Origin of the sequence: Sphingobacterium puteale (genome assembly GCF_050986225.1) — a bacterium.
Taxonomy (GTDB): domain Bacteria; phylum Bacteroidota; class Bacteroidia; order Sphingobacteriales; family Sphingobacteriaceae; genus Sphingobacterium; species Sphingobacterium puteale.
Map to the genome: position 1 here is coordinate 3,187,853 of NZ_CP158959.1, position 21,320 is coordinate 3,209,172.

General features: G+C 36.0%; 27 protein-coding genes and 1 pseudogene. 14 read left to right on the forward strand and 14 right to left on the reverse strand.

Annotated features, from left to right (window positions below; translation table 11 throughout):
- Positions 1–223 precede the first annotated feature (223 nt).
- The 3 genes from ABTV71_RS13470 (at position 224) to ABTV71_RS13480 (ending at position 2,469) form a co-directional block, all read left to right on the forward strand.
- A complete protein-coding gene (locus ABTV71_RS13470) occupies positions 224–571 on the forward strand; it encodes a hypothetical protein (protein WP_121124857.1) in 348 nt (115 codons plus the stop codon).
- 130 nt (positions 572–701) lie between these two features.
- Positions 702–1,220, forward strand: a complete 519-nt coding sequence (locus ABTV71_RS13475; protein ID WP_433903527.1) for a hypothetical protein — start codon at positions 702–704, stop codon at positions 1,218–1,220.
- A gap of 394 nt (positions 1,221–1,614) precedes the next feature.
- Entirely contained in the window at positions 1,615–2,469 is an 855-nt protein-coding gene (locus ABTV71_RS13480) for a tetratricopeptide repeat protein (protein ID WP_433903528.1), read from the forward strand.
- Between the two features lie 167 nt (positions 2,470–2,636).
- Here ABTV71_RS13480 and ABTV71_RS13485 read toward each other — a convergent pair whose 3' ends face one another.
- Positions 2,637–3,383: a metallophosphoesterase gene (locus tag ABTV71_RS13485; RefSeq protein WP_433903529.1), complete on the reverse strand. Its 747-nt coding sequence runs from the start codon at positions 3,381–3,383 to the stop codon at positions 2,637–2,639.
- Complete coding sequence (locus ABTV71_RS13490) at positions 3,380–4,018, reverse strand: energy transducer TonB (RefSeq protein WP_433903530.1); 639 nt, start codon at positions 4,016–4,018, stop codon at positions 3,380–3,382. Before ABTV71_RS13490 ends, ABTV71_RS13485 begins: the two co-directional genes overlap by 4 nt.
- Before the next feature lie 154 nt (positions 4,019–4,172).
- On the opposite strand from ABTV71_RS13490, the gene ABTV71_RS13495 reads away from it, so the two are divergent.
- From ABTV71_RS13495 to ABTV71_RS13520, 6 genes are all read left to right on the forward strand, one after another.
- A complete protein-coding gene (locus ABTV71_RS13495; protein ID WP_433903531.1) occupies positions 4,173–4,568 on the forward strand; it encodes a DUF6896 domain-containing protein in 396 nt (131 codons plus the stop codon).
- A gap of 36 nt (positions 4,569–4,604) precedes the next feature.
- The gene (locus ABTV71_RS13500; protein ID WP_121127462.1) at positions 4,605–4,823 is read left to right on the forward strand and encodes a hypothetical protein; all 219 of its coding nucleotides are present in this window, start codon (positions 4,605–4,607) and stop codon (positions 4,821–4,823) included.
- A 185-nt stretch (positions 4,824–5,008) separates the two neighbouring features.
- Positions 5,009–5,353 (forward strand): nuclear transport factor 2 family protein, encoded by a 345-nt coding sequence (locus ABTV71_RS13505; protein WP_433903532.1) that lies wholly within the window; start codon positions 5,009–5,011, stop codon positions 5,351–5,353.
- Positions 5,354–5,617: 264 nt separating this feature from the next.
- Entirely contained in the window at positions 5,618–6,463 is an 846-nt protein-coding gene (locus ABTV71_RS13510) for a hypothetical protein (RefSeq protein ID WP_433903533.1), read from the forward strand.
- Between the two features lie 369 nt (positions 6,464–6,832).
- Complete coding sequence (locus tag ABTV71_RS13515) at positions 6,833–7,687, forward strand: hypothetical protein (protein WP_433903534.1); 855 nt, start codon at positions 6,833–6,835, stop codon at positions 7,685–7,687.
- Between the two features lie 10 nt (positions 7,688–7,697).
- Positions 7,698–8,537, forward strand: a complete 840-nt coding sequence (locus ABTV71_RS13520) for a hypothetical protein (RefSeq protein WP_433903535.1) — start codon at positions 7,698–7,700, stop codon at positions 8,535–8,537.
- 230 nt (positions 8,538–8,767) lie between these two features.
- Here the strand turns inward: ABTV71_RS13520 and ABTV71_RS13525 are convergent, their stop codons facing one another.
- Both ABTV71_RS13525 and ABTV71_RS13530 read right to left on the reverse strand, forming a co-directional pair.
- Positions 8,768–9,382 (reverse strand): hypothetical protein, encoded by a 615-nt coding sequence (locus ABTV71_RS13525; RefSeq protein WP_433903536.1) that lies wholly within the window; start codon positions 9,380–9,382, stop codon positions 8,768–8,770.
- A 5-nt stretch (positions 9,383–9,387) separates the two neighbouring features.
- Entirely contained in the window at positions 9,388–9,981 is a 594-nt protein-coding gene (locus ABTV71_RS13530) for a hypothetical protein (RefSeq protein ID WP_433903537.1), read from the reverse strand.
- A 284-nt stretch (positions 9,982–10,265) separates the two neighbouring features.
- On the opposite strand from ABTV71_RS13530, the gene ABTV71_RS13535 reads away from it, so the two are divergent.
- From ABTV71_RS13535 to ABTV71_RS13545, 3 genes are all read left to right on the forward strand, one after another.
- On the forward strand, positions 10,266–11,204 hold the full coding sequence (locus tag ABTV71_RS13535) for an Rpn family recombination-promoting nuclease/putative transposase (protein WP_433903538.1): 939 nt from the start codon (positions 10,266–10,268) through the stop codon (positions 11,202–11,204).
- A 44-nt stretch (positions 11,205–11,248) separates the two neighbouring features.
- On the forward strand, positions 11,249–11,914 hold the full coding sequence (locus ABTV71_RS13540; protein ID WP_433903539.1) for a DUF4844 domain-containing protein: 666 nt from the start codon (positions 11,249–11,251) through the stop codon (positions 11,912–11,914).
- A gap of 121 nt (positions 11,915–12,035) precedes the next feature.
- A complete protein-coding gene (locus ABTV71_RS13545) occupies positions 12,036–12,791 on the forward strand; it encodes a DUF6882 domain-containing protein (protein ID WP_433903540.1) in 756 nt (251 codons plus the stop codon).
- On the opposite strand, the gene ABTV71_RS13550 is transcribed toward ABTV71_RS13545, so the two are convergent.
- The 10 genes and pseudogenes from ABTV71_RS13550 to ABTV71_RS13595 form a co-directional block, all read right to left on the reverse strand.
- Positions 12,792–13,166, reverse strand: coding sequence for a WapI family immunity protein (locus ABTV71_RS13550; RefSeq protein ID WP_433903541.1), 375 nt, complete (start codon positions 13,164–13,166; stop codon positions 12,792–12,794).
- 390 nt (positions 13,167–13,556) lie between these two features.
- The gene (locus tag ABTV71_RS13555; protein ID WP_121127346.1) at positions 13,557–14,723 is read right to left on the reverse strand and encodes an immunity 26/phosphotriesterase HocA family protein; all 1,167 of its coding nucleotides are present in this window, start codon (positions 14,721–14,723) and stop codon (positions 13,557–13,559) included.
- Positions 14,699–14,872 carry a hypothetical protein gene (locus ABTV71_RS13560; RefSeq protein WP_183078868.1) on the reverse strand — a complete coding sequence of 58 codons (174 nt, stop codon included), beginning with the start codon at positions 14,870–14,872 and terminating at the stop codon, positions 14,699–14,701. Before ABTV71_RS13560 ends, ABTV71_RS13555 begins: the two co-directional genes overlap by 25 nt.
- A gap of 285 nt (positions 14,873–15,157) precedes the next feature.
- Positions 15,158–15,430, reverse strand: coding sequence for a hypothetical protein (locus tag ABTV71_RS13565; protein WP_121127347.1), 273 nt, complete (start codon positions 15,428–15,430; stop codon positions 15,158–15,160).
- Between the two features lie 60 nt (positions 15,431–15,490).
- Positions 15,491–16,294, reverse strand: a complete 804-nt coding sequence (locus tag ABTV71_RS13570) for a GNAT family N-acetyltransferase (protein WP_433903542.1) — start codon at positions 16,292–16,294, stop codon at positions 15,491–15,493.
- 220 nt (positions 16,295–16,514) lie between these two features.
- The gene (locus ABTV71_RS13575) at positions 16,515–17,096 is read right to left on the reverse strand and encodes a hypothetical protein (protein ID WP_433903543.1); all 582 of its coding nucleotides are present in this window, start codon (positions 17,094–17,096) and stop codon (positions 16,515–16,517) included.
- Between the two features lie 158 nt (positions 17,097–17,254).
- Positions 17,255–17,608: a hypothetical protein gene (locus ABTV71_RS13580; protein ID WP_433903544.1), complete on the reverse strand. Its 354-nt coding sequence runs from the start codon at positions 17,606–17,608 to the stop codon at positions 17,255–17,257.
- Positions 17,609–17,651: 43 nt separating this feature from the next.
- Positions 17,652–18,059: a GNAT family N-acetyltransferase gene (locus ABTV71_RS13585; RefSeq protein ID WP_433903545.1), complete on the reverse strand. Its 408-nt coding sequence runs from the start codon at positions 18,057–18,059 to the stop codon at positions 17,652–17,654.
- Between the two features lie 84 nt (positions 18,060–18,143).
- Positions 18,144–18,278 (reverse strand): annotated as a pseudogene (locus ABTV71_RS13590) (DUF7660 family protein); the annotation flags it as partial.
- Between the two features lie 48 nt (positions 18,279–18,326).
- Positions 18,327–18,893, reverse strand: coding sequence for a hypothetical protein (locus ABTV71_RS13595; protein ID WP_433903546.1), 567 nt, complete (start codon positions 18,891–18,893; stop codon positions 18,327–18,329).
- Between the two features lie 524 nt (positions 18,894–19,417).
- Here ABTV71_RS13595 and ABTV71_RS13600 point away from each other — a divergent pair.
- Together ABTV71_RS13600 and ABTV71_RS13605 are read left to right on the forward strand one after the other, a co-directional pair.
- On the forward strand, positions 19,418–19,957 hold the full coding sequence (locus ABTV71_RS13600) for a hypothetical protein (RefSeq protein WP_433903547.1): 540 nt from the start codon (positions 19,418–19,420) through the stop codon (positions 19,955–19,957).
- Between the two features lies 1 nt (position 19,958).
- Positions 19,959–21,101 carry a cysteine desulfurase family protein gene (locus ABTV71_RS13605; protein ID WP_433903548.1) on the forward strand — a complete coding sequence of 381 codons (1,143 nt, stop codon included), beginning with the start codon at positions 19,959–19,961 and terminating at the stop codon, positions 21,099–21,101.
- Positions 21,102–21,320 lie beyond the last annotated feature (219 nt).

Genomic DNA, 21,320 nt, shown 5'->3' on the forward strand with positions numbered 1-21,320 from the left:
GTGACCTATGCACAATCTGAAGTGCAACATATCCTGAGCGAATTGCTCAAGCAACGTGCACAGGCAATTCAAGTTGATGCTATTATAGGGCTTAGTGTAGATATCGACCAAATCCCAAGAAAGGGAGTCAGATGTTTCTGCCTAGTATTAAGATTATAAATCTCCTAGGGCAATTGAATAATAAGCCGTGTTATTTAGAGAATCTATGAAGTTTAGTATAGCTATGAATAAGTTGACAGTTTTAGAATCAGAATTGCTTTCTGTTTTCGCACACAAATATCAGGCTTTAACTAGCCATATAGAAAAATTATATGTTGTAGAAAGGGAATGTACCGGCGTAGGGCAGTATATATTTTTCAAGTATTATGACGAAGAAGATATCCTCCCAATTTCAGAGGATATTTTGTCAGTCGACAAAATCATAATAACCGAAGGAATTGATCCAGGTATTGGATTTGTTGGAAATATAGCAGATTTTAAACTGCATAGTTTAGAACTGTTCGTTTACGGTTCCGATGAATGGGATTGTACTTTTCAAAATTTTACTTTAAAGGATTTAAAACAGTTATGATGAAAAAATCGTAACATAGATCAGCCGAGCCAGCTTTCATACATTGAGGTGCTCCATTAGATCTGAAAGGAACTACGCCAGTTTTATAATAAGAATTGGTGGAAATGGTAAACATAACAGAATTAGAAAGATGAAAATTAACTATCCGTTTGTAGTATTTTTATATGCCTATTTGCACCAAATTGACCTTTCTTTAGATAGAAGTAGGTGGGAACCTCTTGATAATCTGAGGGATTTTTATCGAAGCCAAATTTCTCCTAAAAAAGTTGCAAATTATCTCATTGATAATTTGGGACTAGATGTTAAAAAATTGAATAACTTGATTTTTATTGGTGAAGAGTCTTTGTGGGATAAAATCAAAGATTCATTATTATCTTCCTTCAGGAGAGATGTTATTTTGGAAGAAGAGAAAGTATACTTTTTATGTCAGAAATTATTGCTTTTGGATAATTTCTTAGCAGATGGAGAACAAGTGCATAAATTAGAAATTGAGAAATTAAGGATAGAGTTTTCCAAGCTGAATTATGGGACAATTAAATGGAAACTTATCAAAAGGGATCGTTTAAAGGCAAATAGCATTGAACATTTCTTACAAAATGAAATATTGAGCACAATTAAAATTTGTGAGTTTAATAAAGGTTATTTTTAGATCAAAATGGAGATCTAGCTAAACTGCCTCCTTTAATTGTTTGTTTGGGATAAAATTTACTTCTCGTTTTCTTACGGTTTCCTGTAATCAGTGCTACTTTCCAACCAATACCTTCGCCTTACAGTTAAATAATCTTGAAAGTTAATATCTATAAACGTATTAATTCGGAATAAATAATGTATATTAGGCTAGGGTATTAACCTTGCCCGATTGAAAAGTAGCATCTCATGATAGTATCTAAATAACAGTAATATTTATTTTGATTTTAATAGTTAAAAAGGTGATCTCTACAAGTTTCACAGTATTTAATTCCAAACTGACACCACGAATGAGAAATAAGATATTAACACTAATACTTTTATTAATATCCTTAACATCCTACGGACAAAAGAAAATGGAACAGACATTCTTCACTTGGGACAATTTTGTTGGCGGATTTGCTAAAGAAATGGTTTCTGCTGAAGACGTTTTTAATCATATGGTCAAGAGTGGTCTTAAAGACAACTGCTTAACGAAAATGGACTTTACTTTTATCTCAGATAAAAGTGAGAACTTACAAAAGCTTGGAGAATTTATCAAGGTACACTATCCATACACTGTTCAAGAAGTTAAGAAATACGGAAAATTGTGGGAACTAAACGGAGAGACAAATGAAGTTCCAATGACAGCCGACAACTTACTTTTTTGGAGTTTGGATATGTATAAAAGAGGTTTTGAATTTGACGCAAAACTTGACGCTTACGGCGGCCCCTTTGATCCGAAGGAACAGAAATTTCCAGTAATTGACACAACAAAGGCGGACTATTATTTTGACAAAGGTTTAGCATGTTATAACAATGGAGATTTAAGCGGCGCAATATTTAATTGGAACTTTGAAATCCAAATTGACCCCACAGACCCAAATGCTTACTATTCAAGAGCTATAGTGAAAAACGAATTGTACATTTGGAAATCGGCACTTAAAGACTACGACAAAGCAATAGAAATTGCACCAAAATTTGCGAGCGCTTTAATAAATCGTGGTGGACTTAAAGACGAAAATGGAGATTATGAAGGTGCAATCGCTGACTATGAAACAGTTTTGAAACTTGATAAATTGGAACAGGAAGCAAAACAACAGGCATATTTTAATTTAGGCAACACTTATTTCAATATAAAAGACAAAAAGAGAGCTTGCGAAAATTGGAATAAAGCACTGGACAACGGAGCAGAGTATGCGAAAGAACGAATTAACGAATATTGCAAATAAAAAAAAGCGATGCCAAATGAAATTGCACCAAGCTTTCTATTTCTAGCTAGCGAAGATTCACATTTTATGAGCGGTCAAGTTTTACATCCCAATGGTGGTGAAATCGTAAATGGTTAGCCAACGAATAGCAAGATAAGCCCTTTACATTCTCATTGCCGTTTCTTTGTTCATATCTCGATAATAAGATTTTTATTAAATCCATTATACGGCTCATCAATATAGCCATGCGGGTTGCATATAATTTCGGTGTTGCCGATTTTATAGTTTACAGGAGTATGCAAATGGCCATGAATCCAGTAGGAGGGTTGATGCTTTATTATAAAGTCTTCCATATCCGAGACATAGGCGGCGCTGATCGGATCGTCTAAATACTTCATTGGCAGGGATTGAATGCTCGGCGCATGATGCGTCACTACGATATTATGCTTCGCTTGATTGACGCTAAGACTATGCTCCAGCCATTGCCTTGAAGTTTGGTGGATTCTAAACGTATCGATGCTTCTCAATTTGGCATAACTGTCACCTAGTCTGATCTTCTTATAATCATTCATACGGATTTGGCATAGCGATCCATATGCAGCAGGATTGCCCTTTAAGGAAAAATCGGTCCAGAGTGTGCAGCCATGGAAACAAACCTGGTCGATCTCCAAAGATTCGTTTTCCAACACATGGATATTTGAGTTACTTGCGGCGTCTTTGATTTTATATAATGTTTTCGGATAGGCTCCTTTATAATACTCATGATTGCCCAGTACATAAATGATCGGCATATCCAAAGAAAGTGATTTGAGCCAGTTGATCCCTTTCACCCCTAGATCAGTATCTCCAGCCAATACAAGTACGTCTGCTATATTCAGATTGATATCGTTGTATCCAAATTCTCTATGCAGGTCGCTAACAATATGGATTTTCATCTTTGTCTTTTTGCATCAATATTTAATTTTAAATCACCATTCCTAAATAATAGGGGGTATGTATATCCACATTTTACAGCACGTCCATTTTGATATCCCGGTTTCCATGGACTGGATTTTCTAATTAATTCAATTAATGCTTCACCAGTATGATATCCAATGTCTTTGGTGATCTGAAAATCACTAAGCTTACCATCTCTCTCAATCGTAAAATTGATAATCAGTCTGCCGCTTACTTTTGCGTTCTTGGCAGCCGTCGGTACTTTATAGTTGCTTATAATCCAATTTTTGAATCCATCTGGCCCACCTGGGGGCTTAGGAAATACTTCGTTCATTTCTGGAAGAGTATCGATGATTGTATTGTTATTTATTCCATTCGATTTTGCCCATTTCATTTTAAGGAAATCCTCTGTACAGATAAAGATGACATCATTTGGGTTACAACCGATCTGTCCTTTATTTTTTATGTAATCGATCGAAACAATTTGACTTTTGATTTCGTCAAGTTTTTGATTGAGTTTATCCTTTTCATTTACCGAATATCCTATCGCATCAATAACAAAATTAGTCTTTGGATCAGCGTGCAAGAAGTCAATCAATGATTGATGATTGATTAAAACGGAGTTACTACGCATGGAATCCAAAATAAGGGATTGACCAAAAGCCTGCGATAGCAGATCTATTGATAAAATACATATACATGATAATTTGCGACCCCAGGGAATTCCCATTGTATTAATATATAACTCAGTAGCTAATTTACATATCTATTTTGTATCTTGATACAAAATGATTAATCTAATTATAAGGGAGATATTGAATGATTATGTCGCGTTCATTAATGACTTCAAACACCAGTTTTCTCCAAATATGGAAGAATTTGAACGAAGGAGCAACCGGAATCCTTCGGGAAATATTGGAGAGTTCAAATACCAGTTTCATGGAGCAGGTTGCCGTTTGGAGAAAGACGCTATTGTATGTGAATTCGATTATATGCCTACCAATGAATACCCTATTAAGTTTTCGATATGGAAAATAAACGAATTTATTTTGACCAATAATACATATAGCATAAACAAACTAGAGCTATCCGAACTATATGAAGCACTACATCCATTGGTTGAAGACGGAACTCTTGTCAAATTAGTTTTAAATCATGTAGTCTGGGAAGTGTACCAGATCTGATGCAAATTCTTATTTTTACTCTTAATGAAACTCCATATGAAGGCTTTAGAAGAAATAAATATTTTTATTTTTGATACATTAACAAGAGTTTTGTTTGATACGGTACACTTTCCACAGAGCCTGGCCAACTACCCACTCCGTGGGGCCGGCATCTATCTGATCGAAGGTAAAGTCGTTCTTGAATACGATTGCCCTTCTATTGAAGTAATCCGCTGTGCCAAGATGCCTCTGAAGCCCGACCCGCGGAGTGAATAATACGCGCGCTAATCCAGGAACGATTTGTATATAATCTAGTAAAGGGAACTAGTTGAAAGATTAGTGCTTTTTTTTAGAGATAATGAACTTTTCGCCTTGGACAACGTTCTTTGGATAGGTAAAGATAGTTTGTTTTAGTAGTTATCAGGTCGGGAATTCATGTGCCCGGCCCTTTTTAGATGAAAATGAAAAATACAACGATATTACAGACAGCCAATGAATTTGTAGCAAAGGGAGATTATGAAAGCTTTCTAGCCTATTGTACTGCAGAAACGAAATGGGTCTTTGTAGGGGACCGTGTCCTCCATGGGATAGAAGAAGTCCGCGCTTATATGAAAGAGTTCTATCATGAACCGCCAGTTTTCAAATTGGAAAAGTCTATTGAGGAGGGTGATTTTGTTATGGTGACCGGGGAAATCAAGCTGAAAAATAAGGCCGGGCGATATGAAAATTTCGATTATTGCGACATTTGGCGATTCGAAGATGGAAAAATGGCGGAACTTAAAGCATTTGTCTTTGAAAAACACTGATCGTAGCTACAGTCATCCGAATGTGTACGGTATTTAATCTAGTTGAGCAGGAGGATCACCCGTCACCAGTGACTATAGATTCTATTCAGTCAGACTGGCTGCAATTTCTTGTTTGGATAGTGTAAAACGGGATCCCTCAACAGGCGAAATATGGAGTAAAACAGATCATGGAGAAACTAAACATTATACTAGCCTTGACGCATTTTTTGCTGATGGTAAGAATGAAACTTTATATGCTCAATCGATGAGAAAATACTATAAATTATGAGAAATTATAGCGTAAAATTAAATATGTATTCAAAGTTAATATATTGTGTTTTATTTATTTTTTTATCTGATACTGCATTGGCACAGAGGCATGTTGCTTTAAATAAACACGTTAAGGATAGTCTGGCTGAAATATTTGCAAATTATAACGATGTTAAGCGTATGCAAATCGTTGTTAGAAATGATTTGGCTGAAGCCGTTTACGTTGACGGGCCGATTGATAATGATGTATTGAAAGGCTCGAAAAACAACACTTATTTCTCGCTTAAATATCTTGGCGATCTATTTTTTTTGAAAAAGCAATATCCTCTTATCGAGAAATTGACAAAAAATAAAGAATTGATGAATTCTATTGATCGGCAAGACAGAAATTTTATTTTAACCGTGGAGGCCCAGTCAATTTCTATAAAGCCTCCCTTTGATGGGTCAGTCTTTTGTGGATTTAGATATTCATCTCAGTTGGAATTTCAAAAAAAACTAAATGCTAATTATAAGGAAACAATAGTTCCATCTGGTGATTCTATTCTGATTCTTCAGGCTATTGTAAACAGAGATGGTAGCCTTGGGAAAAAAATGCTATTGCATGGAGATGAAGACGATAAATTATATAGCTATATATGTGATAATTATCAGGACTATAATCAAGAAAACAAAGCTAATCTAACTAGGAAGGGATTGTTTTTGCCATATCGATCAGGAGGAACACCTTTTACCAGCATTATAGAGATCTTTGTGCGCTTAAATCCTGATAGGACATTTAGCGTCAGTGGGAGTGGTAGAGAAAGAAAGCTTCGAATTAAGGATTATAAAGAAGATCCGAACGATCCTCTGATGCTATTTTAATGGTATTACAGAGCATTATAAAGTCTGAAAAGCTATTTTGGAGTAAACGGAGTCAATAAACCTAAAATTTAAATTAATATGAGAAGAAAACTTAAATTAGCTTTTGACGAGCTCGAAAAGGAATTACTTGTGATACCTCCAGTGCTACAGGTGGAGCTATACATGCTGGTAAGATAGCGTCTGACGGAACTTATAGTGCGAAAGGTGGCGGTAGTGATTTTCCGTTAAGAACAGGGATGACAGAAAATGAGTTTTTTAAGCCTTGGGAACCTAAATATAATCCAATTACAGGCCAAATGGAGCAAATTGATTATAGACCACAAGATCCGAACAATGTAGTGTATTATAAGAAAAATAATTAGATAACCTATGTTTGATAAACTCATTTTCATTTTACTGCTTACTTTTTGTACAACCACCTTTGCGCAGAATGTAATAAAACCTCAAGAAGGGAAATATTTAAAATTAACTTTTCCAACCAAAAGCAACTTTGTTAACAGTCATATTTTGAGTATACATTATGGCTTTGATGCTGATACGATGTCTCAGGTCATTGTAAAACCTGTTGAGGACGAAACTTACATGGACCGCGAGTTTTTAAAAGGCAGCATGAAACAACGTTTCAAGTATTTCGACTTAAGTTTTGAAGGCGATCGCTTAGTTTTTAGGAAAAACTACAGTAGTACTGAGGTTCCATTAACTCCAAGATTACAGTTTCTAGATAAGCGAGGTAAGTTAAGCCCTGAATGTAGTTACAAGTTAATTTCGATTGGTGTATTTAAGGACAGTAGTGTATTTTTCTTTAGCGCAGACTCCCTTCCAGAACCTATGTTTTGGGGGCAGCCCGCGAAATTCAAGGGAGAGTTAAGGTTATTGGAAACTCAGATTTCACAAAAGTTGGCTGATCTTAATGTAAAAAGAAATCCTGACTCAATTATTGTTTTTCGGGCTACGGTAATAGCAGGAGAGTCCCGTAATCAGGATAAATTACAAATGGACGAATTAATTTATGGCAAAGAGACGTATTTCTCTGATATTGTACGCAAGGTTTTGAATGATACAAATAATAAATCCAGTATGCCTGGGCATTCGAATTGGGCTGCGGCAACAAATGCTAGCGTAAGGCCGCAAACAACACGTATCAAAATTTTTGCTTGGTTAAAACCTAATGGACAGGTTGAGTTAAAACTTCCATCCAAATTGCAAAATTGGACAGGAGACTAAATTCAAAAAGATGAAATTTTTATTTTTGCTATTACTAACTATTGGCTCTTTTATAGAAAATAGTTGTGCCCAATCTGCTTTTAAAGATTCTTCGGATGAGAAGAAGATACAGGCAATTTTCAATACCTATAAAAATATTGATTCCTTAGATATTGTTTTTTTTAAAAATATTCCATTACTTCTTTATGTTGATGAACCATTGGAGGCCGAACTAGCCTACACGGGAAATAAAAAAAAGCTAACAATATATTACCTGAATTTTGAGGGCGATCAGTTTTGGTTAAAAAGAAAATATAACCTTTTGTATGACTTTGTTTTTCAGAAAGAATTGATCTCTAAAATTAAATCTCCTGAACATGAGGAAGAATTTGGAATAGCAATTACTCCCAAGGGATCTAGAATTGTCGATGCATCTTCATACAGTTCTGCTTCCGGCCCAGGTGCATTCCTCAATCCTCAGAGAAAGCAGGATTTCATCGACCTGCTCAACAAAAATTACTTGAGCAAAAATGAAGCGGTCACTGACTCCGTATTGATTATTCAGTTTGCCACGACAAGGGATGGCACCTTAGTCCAACACGAAATCCTCCATGGGCACAAGGAATCACCGCTCTACAAAAACTTCTTTAAGACATACGCTGAATTTAATTCCAAATTGCCTAAAGAGCGATATCCTGCTACCAAAGGTCTCGTCATGCCAAAGATGCAAAATGGAGAAAGAGTTGGTCTGATTGATTTTTTTATCCGGCTTAATCCAGATCGAACATTTACTGTTTCGACACAAGGAAACGATAGAGATCTAAAAATTAAGGATTTTAAAAACGATCCTGATAATCCACTTTTCTTATAGATTATTGATAGGCGGTAAATAAGGAAGGGACGTAAAAGTAGGTTTTTTAACAATGTTTTTTTACGATCAATTTGTTTTTTATAGATTATTACAGCCAAAATAATGGGGGGCTCACCACCTATGTCAAGGAATTGACGTCCAGATTGAGGACCGTCAAAGAGATTAATCTAACTGCTTTATAAAACGAAACTTATTAGGGAGTTAAGTTACCCTGGAACGGATGATGGCGCTTAATTCTCTTTATCTTTCCAGTAGTAAGTCAACCTGATACGATGCGTATTGTCCGAGAAAATTAAATCCAGTTGAGCATGTAAATCTTTATTATCCCAGACGGTCTTGCGGGATAAATAGGTGCCTGAGCTCCATGATGATTGGACACTTTTGGGTTCTTGATCATCAGCGCTCGTCTGACCAAATGTTTGGATCATGTTCTTTTTTATTCGCTCGTATTCCTTATTATAGATGTCAAGTTGTTTATTCTCATCTTTCCAGTCCTTAGCAAGCTCCTGCATAGATTTATTATTATACCTGTTCACTTCCCAGTCGCAAGAAACTATTCGGAGTAATGAGTCTTTTTCTGAAAAAAAATATTCAACAGACAACGGCAGATAATCCAGCGCCGATCGTTCTACAACCACGGGATTCAGGAGAGGGTGCTTTTCGAGGTAAGGATAGTAATCTGATGACATTAAAATATTTGGATTTAAAAATTTCGCATCTGGATTCAGTTGTGATTCGAATTTCATCGCCTCATTTACCTTTGTTTGGTTTACCCAAAGTCTTTCTTGACCAAATGTGATACCACTTAGGGTAACTAGAAATAAAAGGATTGCTATTCTTTTCATAATCTCTATCTCAAATTTTTTAATTCTTCCAGAAGTCTGTTCTGTTTATTGATGGAATGATCCAGACTATCTTTTTGTAACGGATGCGCATTTTGGTATTTTTCAATTTCAGGGAGCGTTTTTCTGATTTTAAAAGTGGTATAGAGGCTTGTCAGGTTCTCCTTATTTTTGCTGATCAGATCCATATATTCCCTTATATTTTTTATCTTAAGATCGTACCGGTTAGAACTGGCGGTAATTTCCTTTTCTACCTGTTGCCTGACTAATGAATCTGTGATAGATTTTGTCTGCTGATGAGCATCCTGATAATAAGAAGTAGAGATGTTAAGTATATTTTTATAGACGGCCAAAGTTTTTTCGGTCTCCTCGAAGGTATCCACTATTTTGGTATTGAGCGCTGTCAGATGTTTATCATTTTTAATCAATTTAAAATAGATACGGTTTACGGTCACCTCGTCGTCCCGATAACTTTTTAAAGAACCAGAAACTAACGCGTCTGAATTATCTATTACGTTGTCTGCAGGGGAATTGTCCGATTTATTTTCTCTGCAGGAGAGCAGAGATAACGCCATGACAGAAGCAAAAAACATCTTTTTCATATTCTATTTTTAGTGGTTTACAATTCATCATACCTCACTGACTAAATTAATCATTTCAATGCTATTACCCGTGATAAAAGGATATTTTCATTAAAATAAATTAATTGACAGATTTAGAATCAACGTTGGTTTTTGCTCTTGCAGAAAAATTGTCTACTTTATATATCCACATCGAACAGTGGGATATGATCGTTTTCATTGGAGATGTTTTTACTAAAAATATTAGTATTATAATGTTTGTTTACTTATAATTGTGTAATTAACCAATTTAAAAACAATGTATTATGAGTGAATTAAAGCAGTCTAAATATATCGATATCACGACAGATTATGGCTTTAAAAAAGTTTTTGGATCCGATACCAATAAAGATCTTCTTATCGCTTTCTTAAACGAACTCTTTAGAGGGCGCAAGGTCATTGCTGATTTATATTATAACAAAAATGAGCATGTCGGAGATACCGAGGATGTTGGTACAGTTATTTTTGATCTGACCTGTACGGCTGACAATGGCGAACGTTTTATTATTGAAGTGCAGCGCACGGCGCAGGATAATTTGAAAAAGCGCATGCTTTACTACAGCAGTAAATTGATAGCGGATCAGGCACCTAAAGGCAACCGAAGGGCTTGGAATTATGCAATTAGTGAAGTCTATATCATTGTACTGATGGATGGATTTAAGATGCCTGATGCGGGCGATGAGAAGTGTTTTTTGCACGATATCTGTCTCTGTTATCGGGATTATGGTAAAATATTTTACGAAGATCTAGGCTTTATATATTTGGAATTGGTTAACTTTGTTAAAGCTGAGGCAGAGTTAGTTAATGATTTAGATCGTTGGCTGTATGTACTTAAAAATATTTCATCGCTAAAGGGACTTTCCACTTATTTGCGGAAGCCTATTTTTGAGAAGTTATTTCAGTTAGCAGAGTATAGCAAACTAAAACCGGAGGAACGAGAGATGTACAACGCAAGTTTAAGAAATAAATGGGATGCCGAGAGTATCCGCAGTAGTCAGGAAGAGCTATTGAAACGAGGGCGTGAAAAAGCAATGGCGGAAGGAAGAGCAGAGGGAGAGGCTAAAGGAAAAGCAGAAGGAAAAGCAGAGGTAATAAAAAACCTTTTGTCTTTGAATAAGTTTTCGATTTCGGAGATTGCTGAACTCTCGAACGTCACTGTAGAGTTTGTAAATGGAGTCCAGGCGGAGATAGCGAAAGGAAAATAAAAGCATATAAACTGAAATAGTTTCGATCTGATCTGACAATTTTAATGACAAACAAACAGACAACATTAAATAAATTAAATGCCTTTATACTGCGGGACAAGTTTTCTATTTCTGCTTGGGAAGAACGGGGACTAAACCCATCTGATAGTGAAATCTGCGACCGACTTCAAAGTTTATTCAACGATTGTGTTAATAATTTAATTGAAGCTGTAAATTCCGATTATAAACCAAGACAACTCAAAAGCATTTTAAAAAAATCGTTGGATAGCATTGATCGTTCAGATTATGATACAGAAGAGCGTGAATTTATCTGCGATTATTTCGACAAACTTTCAAAAATTGTTTCAGTTGACTTTAAAGACAACTTAAATGGATGGCTTTATGGGAAAGTGCTTAATACACTATTCAAATTGACTTCATTTTTCAAAGGACAAGACAATATAGTTGAAACTTTATCTCAAGACTGTACTCAATGTGGTTCAAAACTTGAGACATTCATTATAAAAAAAGAAGAAGGTATTCCGGATTATAGTTGGAATATTATTCAATGTAGCAACTGTAATGAATTTAATTTACTTTCGACAGGTCCAAATATTAAAGTAAAGCGTTTTGGTAATTATAAATCAATTGAGCAATTGCCGAAAGCGGAATACACAGAGGAGCAAGCCAACGTGAGACTTGAACAAATAAAATTCTTTAGAAAAAAATGATAGAGCGAAGAAGAGCGGCACATAATAGATGAGGACAGCCGCTGTAGCCGAATTGGTAAATGAACCAAGATGACAAGTTCAAAATATTATAAAGACTCCTGAAAATTAAAGATACACAACGTTGAAAATAGATTACGAACAGTTTGCCGATAAAAAATGTCGGGAACTTATGCAGATTCAGGAAAGGTTTATGGAACAATTGAGCATCAGTAGCTATCAGCATTGGTATTATGATGCTGAACTTGCTCTCTTGAGGCTATACAATGACGATACAGATCAATTGTATCTAAAATATATTCCCATTGGTACCTTCTCCCTTACATCAGAAACATGGATGTGGAGTTGGTTCAATGATCATAGTTTCGAACCCAATAAGAACAGTACACTTGCTGTTATGGAATTTGGCCTCGAAAACGATTATCAAAAATTGACAGCGGGCACCTTCTCGGCTGATGAATTCGATTGTTGGGAGTTTACGGCGATATCATTAGCTACTTTGGGGGGGATAGGAGTATATAGAGCTCCCTCCGAAAAACTTCAAAGCTATCTTCTCATTACCGCTGTTTTGGATGAAAATTCTCGGGAAGTTATCCATTTCAATCAAGCAAAAGTTAAATGCAAAATCCATGGGCGGTCGAGACCAGCCTTTGTTTGTCAGCATCTTAACTTGGAGTATCCGAAGGGATTTGAAGAGGCTTTTGAAACATATAAAGGGATGGAACTTGGTGAAGATGACGATTTTCAAGCATGGTGTGATGAATGTGAAAAGGTCAGGATCAGAAATAATGGTTGGAGCGAATACGCTGAAGAATTTGCAAAGATCAAATTGGTCTGTGAGTATTGCTACTTTGAACTAAAAAGCTTTAATTGCCATTAATCAGATGATTATTTTCTTTGAGCTTAATCGGGTGATGTTTACGTGCTTAATGTAGCTTATTTCAGCATTGATATTACCTAGCCCATTCCCTTTAATTTTCATGTATAAATAACCTTCCAGATCTTTAAATTCAATTTCGGAATTTAAATTTTCATATAGCGAATTCAGATCCTGTTCAAAATTCTCAAAGTCAAATGTTGTTAGGTCTGCGTCATATATACCGCTAAAAGCTCCGGCCTGTACTGAGATTTTGGTCCTTAACCAATTCTTATCCCAGTTGCTAGTCGCATCAATAACTAACAATCCAATTACTTTAATTGAAATTGATTGCCCCCCTGAGCGCAATCCAATCGTAAAATCGTCAAGCTCGTTCATTTGCAATTGTTAAATTATATTATCTATACATTATTTGGACTCAGGACTATTCCATTGCGGGATACCGATAAACATTTCATTGATAAATTGTTCTGTATATCGCTGCATTCCGGCTTCTTCCTTGTCATAGTAAGCCTTTATTTTTGAACAAATTTTAGGGTTATAGCAGAGTTTGATCCGTAGGTTTTCAATCCATTCGGCCCGGATCACGATAGTAATTAGCCTTTTGGTATATTGGCTTTTGAATTTACAAAACAGGACTCAAAAAACAAAATATATAACTCTATAGTTATAATTTCCATGGCTATAAACCCATATCTTAGCCTGCAGGTAACAACTGTTTTTGTGAAACTAATATATAAAAAGTTACTAGATTTTTCCAAGTCGATGTTATCTGCTGGCAATTTTTAGGTTATCTTCATAAGTTTTGTCGGCATCAAGACCAAAAGCTTTAAAGATGTCTTTTTTGATTTCGTTATTTGCCGGATTTCTCAAATCTAATTTTCTGTCATATCTTTCGTCCTCACATTCCCAATACGGCAAATTAGATTTTGTTTCAATACATTTTTGGAGCGTATCAGTACTTAATGCATATCCTGTACTTTCTTTTCGGTATGGATTTTTCTCATATCCCAAATAAAGAGTTTCATCATCATAACGTAGATATTTATTAAACTTCGAAATATCAATTTCTTTGTAAATAAATCCGTATTGAAGATAAACTTTATGATAATTGTCACTGTTTATGCTTTGGCTGTAGGATATAAGCATATCATATTCATCATTTTCAAGTGGTTTATGACCAATAATAGGATTTTCGCCATAGAAAAAATGATTGTCCATAATTACCTGCGAGGGTAGTGCCATTGTTTCAGAAAGTTCTTTCAAATCTACATTCAAGTCGTTGCTTATTTTGTGATAAACTTTTACAATGAGCGATTTTCCCATCAAATTGGTTAATCCATAGTGTTCATCTCTTTGGAAATTATTTGCCTTGATTGTTTTTTGAACATCAATTAAAATTCTTCCAAATCCCCATTGTCTTCTGCCAATTTTAAATGCAAAAAAATCACCTTCCTTATACTTATAGTGTTTTCTTTCAGCATTTTTGAAGGTGTCTATTTCTTGCAAATCTTTTTCTGAAGTTTCAGCAATCCACTTATTTAACCAAGTTTTTAGGAAACCCAAATCCTTGTCTTTAAAACGTTCTGCATAATATGTGATTTGAGTTGTAAAGCTTGAAATGGTTAGGTAACTATCAGAAAACGCAAAATAGACACCAGCTCCTCTAAAAGCTTGTGTGGCGGTAAAATTTAGTTTTTTAGGTTTTCCTTTCTCTGTTTTTGGTAGCAGGATAGTTCTGTTTTCTGCTGTTTTTTCATAAAGATCACGTTCAAAGTAAGACTGGTCTGAAACGGTAATTTCTTTGCGAATGATATCACCATCAAAGTAAACATAGTTGTCAAAAAGTTTCACAAGTTTCCAATTGTTTTCAACTGGTGTAATGCCTAAATATTTTCTTTGTTCGTTCGTCAATTCAAATTGTGGTTTTTCCATTTTTGTGTATATCTGTAAGGACTACCAGCACCAACTTTTACTAATGGCTCAAATGTTTTTATTTCCTCAGCGGTCATTGTGCCTGGGATAAGTTTCCATTTATACCAGCCATCTTCGTTTACCTCGGATGCCATTATGTCTTTTGGCATATCTTCCGTGTAAACGGAACCTACTCCCGTGGTCAAATAGCGTTAAAAATTTGGTCGATATTATCCGTCATTTGCAGTCGGTTTTATAGTTTTAAAAGTATTGCTTTGTACCTAATTTATAAAAAAGTTTTTGGATTGGAGGATAAATCTAGCGCGAACCATCTAAAAGCTCACAAGTAATCCCGCCAGTACGATGCTTTCTGAATTGGTCGATTAATGGGATACACGCCAATAGCCGGATTTCTCAGGTAGGGGAGCTCAATGGGCAGGAATGCCAAGTTCCATTTATGCGTTTAATCTTCGCGATATCCTCAACTGGCGGGTACAGGCGATAAGTGCAAAATTTAGCCTGGTATAAATCCGATTACGATTCTCATAAAAATCTAATCGAGCCAGTACATCTAAGCTGTTACCATCCTTTTTTAAAATATCGCGATCAATATCCAACGAATGCAAGTATTTTATAGTTGCAGCACGTTCATCGGGAGTCAGCATTTTACATTGGTTTAGCACTTCTACCCAATTTTTGTCTTTTATATACTGTTTGAGGTGGTTCATACGATTGGGATTAAGTTAGTAAGGGGATCAATTTTTGAGATTAGTACATTTTATATCAAATTAACCGTAATTGCCGCCAATCCTGCTAAAGATTAACTTAGGCTGCCACCTTATTTCGTCTCCTAAAGTCATTCTTATTGCCGTTGTATTTTGTGTTTCAAACCCGATGTCAGACAGAAACTTAAGACCTACGGTATTATCCGCTGGTAAGACAGCTGAATCTGATATTGAATATTTAAGGCTCATTAATCCCAAACCTGCCCGTTCAGTCTTAGCGTAGATCGGTCCCTGTCCAATCGTGGGGAGATAATAACCTTCAACTATTCCGTTTTGCTCAAAAATTACGGCCTGTTTAAGATAGTTTTCGATCAGGTACCTTCGATTCTCCCCAGTTATTTCCTGATCCAGTTTAAACATCTGCTCATAAAAGGCTGGCTCAGCTGTTCGCAATTGTTCGGCTAAAGCGCTCGGCAGCCAGTTTTGTTCTCTTTTTAGGAAATGATAAGAACTTACTACTCTAAAACCAGCTTTTTTATATACCGGAGCACCCAAATCTGTTGCGATCAAATTTATGGACAATGACCCGTTTTTATTTGCCAAGTCCACTAGATATTTCACAATGTGATAGCCAATACCTTTACCACGGTAGGATTCGTCAACAATTATATGTGCCAACCAAGCTGATTTTTCGTGTAAGATTAAAGTCCCAACACCGACGATTTTGTTTTGGTCGACAACTTTTATAGGTTTACAAAAAGATTGTAGGCAATATTCCATTAACGATACAGTAATATCTCCCCATCCTTCAGGCTGAAGGTCTCTGGTAAAAGGTATGTCTTGTAGTAGTAAAGGTTGTATATTCATTGAAGTTTTTAAGACAGCAATTTATGCCAACTAATATAGAAAAAGATCCTAATAGAATTGCTTTAAGTGTTACAAAACCTTCTCTCGTGGACATAGTTTTCAAATAACACAGTCTATGTTACAGTCTCGCTCCATCTACATTCGTAGAACGTTCTAGTATCCAAAACTTTTCCATTAAGAATGCATAATGGACAGTTATAAAAATGAAATAATTTTATAGTCACCCTTGTTTTGCAACAATACCGTCTTTTATTCTTTCCAGTTCTTCCAGAAGCGCAATGACAATTTCGTTAAAAATTTGAGTATTTATAATAATTGGATCTCCTTTACTAAAATATTTAAAATTTACCATTTTTTTCATTTTCTCTGTCGCAATTCCTCGGTTGTGGGTGATTACATTCCTTAACATACCCAAATCCTCAAATAGTTTGCTCTTAAGGTCGTTTTTATTATAACCAAGAGCCATGGCGCATCTTTCCCTATAATAATCTTCCCAATAATTGTATAATGTACAAATAGCCATCTGTCCAATTGTGATATAGCTGTCGCCGTTAATTTTATTAGCAGCTAAAATTTCATGATTATTGCGTGACAAAAACCATGTATTTTCAGAAGTGAAATTTTCGACATCCACACTTCTGATTTCTATTCCCCCAACAGCAACAGTACGTGGATTGGCCTTCATTCCCTCGTTAATAAATCCCTGTATTCTGGAATTTATCAATTCAAGCCCACATATGGCATCTTGATATGTGAAATAGATTTTACGTATAACATCCTGATATGCTTTAATGTGCTCCATGAATAATTTTATAAAGACAATTGATTATGATTAGTACATAATAAACTTGATACAGTTTACTTTACCTCATCTATCAAATTCTTGAATCTTACAGATCGGTATATTCAAGAATTTGCTTAAGAATAAAACCGTTCCATAATTTAAGATTGTGATTTCGATCATTCTTTCAAATAATCTTTCAGTTCCTCTTTAAGCTGCAGGTACTGCTTCATCTTTTGTTCTCTGATTTCTTGTTCAGTGAATGCCCTACTTTTCGAGTTGGGTTCATCAAACCCACCATCGATAACTTCTACTGATATTTTATCGCCAACTTTGAGCCGGTCACCAAACCAGCTGACATGCACATCCAAAGCACTATCTAGTCCACCAATTTGCATATATAACTCTTCGCTGTCATCTTTTCTATGCACAGCACCGATGATACAATTTATAACATAGTTCTCTTTTGATAAACCCGCTCGCGTTAGTTTTTTGCCATTCACGAACACTTCAAAACCATAGCTCTTTTTCATATATCAATATTTAAAATTATATTCACTCATTTACAGTTCTGCTTTAATGATCACCACCCGAATAGATCCACATCGGCTCTGTTTGACCAGCTCGTTCAAAACCGTTCTTTTTATAAAAGTCGATAGCCTTACCATCGGCGGTGAGCATCTGCATATGAAAGCCCTTATAAATCTCTTGCATTTTATCCATGATCAAACGGCCGACGCCTTTGCCTTGATAGGAGGGTAGCACAAGTAGATGCGGGTAATAAACCACCAGATACCCATCGGAAATAGCATTTCCTAGGCCTACCAATGTTGTACCATCCCATGCAGTAATTAGGGAATGCGAATTTAAGAGCGCTTTGATCAGTAGTTCTGGTTTTTCGGCCGCACTCCATTTATTAGCTTGGTATAGTTGCAGAACGTCATTTTCGTTTAAATCTCTATTAACGCTTAGCTGTATGTTCATATATAATCAGTAGTTTTCGTCACTATATTAAAGTCAATGTTCTTCCTTTGTAAATATGCAAACATGTGGAAGGAATGCTTCCTATTACTCGTAAACTTTAGCTCCCTTGAAGATATCAGCAAATGTTGACCATGCCGCTTTTTCAGCATCTACATTTGCGTCTGTATTGTCATAATACCCTTGGATATCTTCTGTATACGCCGCCAAAGCTTCCAGAAAATCAGGTAAGGTTTACAATTGATTACCCATATATTTTTTAATAAATGTTTAAATCTGATATATCTCATTACCTTCTGTCGCATATGTTCTGTTATAATTCAGTTCTCCATTGGCTTCAACAGCAAATGTTTCAGTGAGGAACTCCAGTTCTTCAATTAGAAACTTCACCAGGATAGATCGGATCTTGTCTATCTTATACTGACTGGGTTTAATCGAAGCCAATAACAGCTTGTCTTCCGTCTCTTCAAAAGAATGTCCTTTTCCGTCTCGCTTATTGTTAACCGAATAGATTTCCAATCTATCCTTATCCACTTCAACCGTAAAAAATAAATATCGACTTTGGTAATAGTCAGCCGTTGATGCGCTATCCTTAAACTTTGGACACATCCTAAATGAGAATCGATCGGGTAGATCGCCTTTAAATTCATGAAGGTTATCTAAATTTTCGTCATCCAGAAAAAATAATAGGTAAGGTGAACGTAGAGTCACCTTTATTTCATTATAAAGCGTATAGAAGTCTTTCTGATAAAATGGAGCAAGGGCAATTCTAAGTTCCGATTGTTTACTGCATACCTCATGAAAGGTATCGAGCTTCACTTGAAGAGATTTATACATCGATAGTAATTTAATTTAATAATCGTAGAAATTATGCCTTTAATTAATCAACTAATTAAAGATGACCTTAAAATAATGATTCATTTAGAAAAATAAAAATCAATCTTAAAATATGCTGTTTTAAACATTTTTTCACATCAGAGATTTCAATAACTGGCATTTGAATGAGGAACCATATTACGAGAACCTATAGCCTTATTTATGTAACAATCTGAATAATTATTCTTCAATCTTATTAAGTTTTGATAAATAATATTTATCTTCAAGCAGATGTTATTTATCCTATGCGGCTAATCATAGACGTGTCAGGTTAACCAAAAGCCTAATTTATGCGTAATATGCAACAATTTAGAATTTATTCACACGAGAAATTTGAGGCACTAGTTCTTATAGGCGCTTTCTTGGCCCTACTTCTTCATGCTATAAATTTTATGTTTTTTAGTCAATATACAGCTTTGCTTTATGGCGTGTTTTCTGGAATAATATTGATTCTTTTTTTCAGAAATTGGCGCACTGAATATCTCATGAACAAATATGTAAAGGCGTTTTTAACATTCACGGTAGTGGTAGAATTTGCTTTTATGCTATATGATCAAGTCCATCTGAAAGATGATTGGTACTTTCTACCATGGGCGGCCCTGTTGGGTGGAGTTGTGACGGTTACCATTAGTATCTTAATCGTATTCAAAAAGATCACTCTTCGAAAGACACTTTCGAAAGCGTTGTATATAAGTGCTATTTTTCTCTTTTCAACAGTCTATTCCTACGGGCTGCTATCTTTTATAAATATTTTTAATGCACGGCAAGTCGTTACATGGGAGCGTGCTAAGGTGGGGTTACCATCCTGGGTAATTACTTTTGGGGGAAATTACAATGATGCCGTATTTGAGAACAAAGAATGGGGAAATCGGATGATGAATCTATTTTTTATGGAATGGGAAGGTGATTTTCCGCATCCGCCAATGACTGCCGAAATAAAAGTTTTTAAAGGCAATCTGGGGAAAGATTACATGCTCAAAACGTATGATGAGGACGAAAAAAATGACGCAATGCAAATCGACTAACATGGACAAAATTATATATCTTGACAATAACGCATCCACTCCAATGGATCCTAGGGTATTAGCTGAAATGATGCCCTATTTGGCAGACAAGTATGGCAATGCGGCAAGTCGTCACAAACTAGGTAAATATTTAGATACTGCGGTAGAGAAGAGCAGGAGACAGATTGCTGATCTCATCGATACCAATGTAGAAGAGATTTTCTTCACCGCCGGTGCCACTGAGGCTATCAATATGGGATTACGTGGATTATTGAGGCCAGGAAAACACCATATTATAACTGTAGCGACCGAGCATCCTGCAGTTTTGGAAACGTGTATGTATCTTGAGACCAGAGGTAATGCGGTTACTTACCTTTCTGTTGATAGCGATGGATTGATAGATTTTGAGGAACTAGAGCGCGCCTTTACGCCTTATACAGCTTTAGTATGTGTGATGCACGTGAACCATGACACTGGTGTGATTCAGGACATAGAGCGAATTGCGGAAATAGCGCATGCCCATGGAGCCTTTTTTATGACCGATGGAAGCCAGTCTGTCGGAAAACTCCCTGTTCACGCGCGATCATTTATAGATATTCTCACTTTTTCTGCCCATAAATTTTACGGACCAAAGGGTATGGGCGGCATTTATTTTAGTTCCAAAGTACCCATGAAACCGCTTATCTTTCCTGGGGGACATGAAGGGGAGGCGAGAAGTGGTACACTTAATGTGCCTGGTATTGTTGGTATGGGCAAAGCCGCTGAACTGGCAGCTTCGCAGATGAATGAAGATGAAGAGCGCATCGGAAAACTACGAGATATATTAGAACAACAATTATTAGCAATCGGAGGAGCGAAGTTAATCGGTTCTAAAACACATAGGATCTATACAACAAGTACTATCCGTTTTGATGGTATTGACAGCGAATATATAGTTCAAAAGCTCGATAATATATGTGTTTGCAACTGCTCAGTACTCAGCAATTTTGAAACAGCACCTTCTCCTGTACTACAAGCTATGGGATTGCGTAAAGATGAGGCATTTAATGCGCTACGATTTAGCTTGGGGCGTTTCACTACGGTAGAAGAAATCGGACAAACAGTGGAAGCTGTAGGCAATACCATAAAGCAATTGCACAACAATAAATCGCTACATCGAAATTAGGATTTGAACAACAATTATCTCAATTAATCTAACGATCTTTACAATAGATGAATGCCCAAAGCCGGTTTAAATTGGGTGAAAAAGCGAGCATCTAGCCAACATGGTCTCCCCTGACAGTTAACGGGGGGGCTCCGTAATTAATTTGGTCAATTAGCCGCTATAGGAGAGCGGGAAATTCACCGATATCTAAGAAAGGGCCATGAAGCTAATAATGATAAA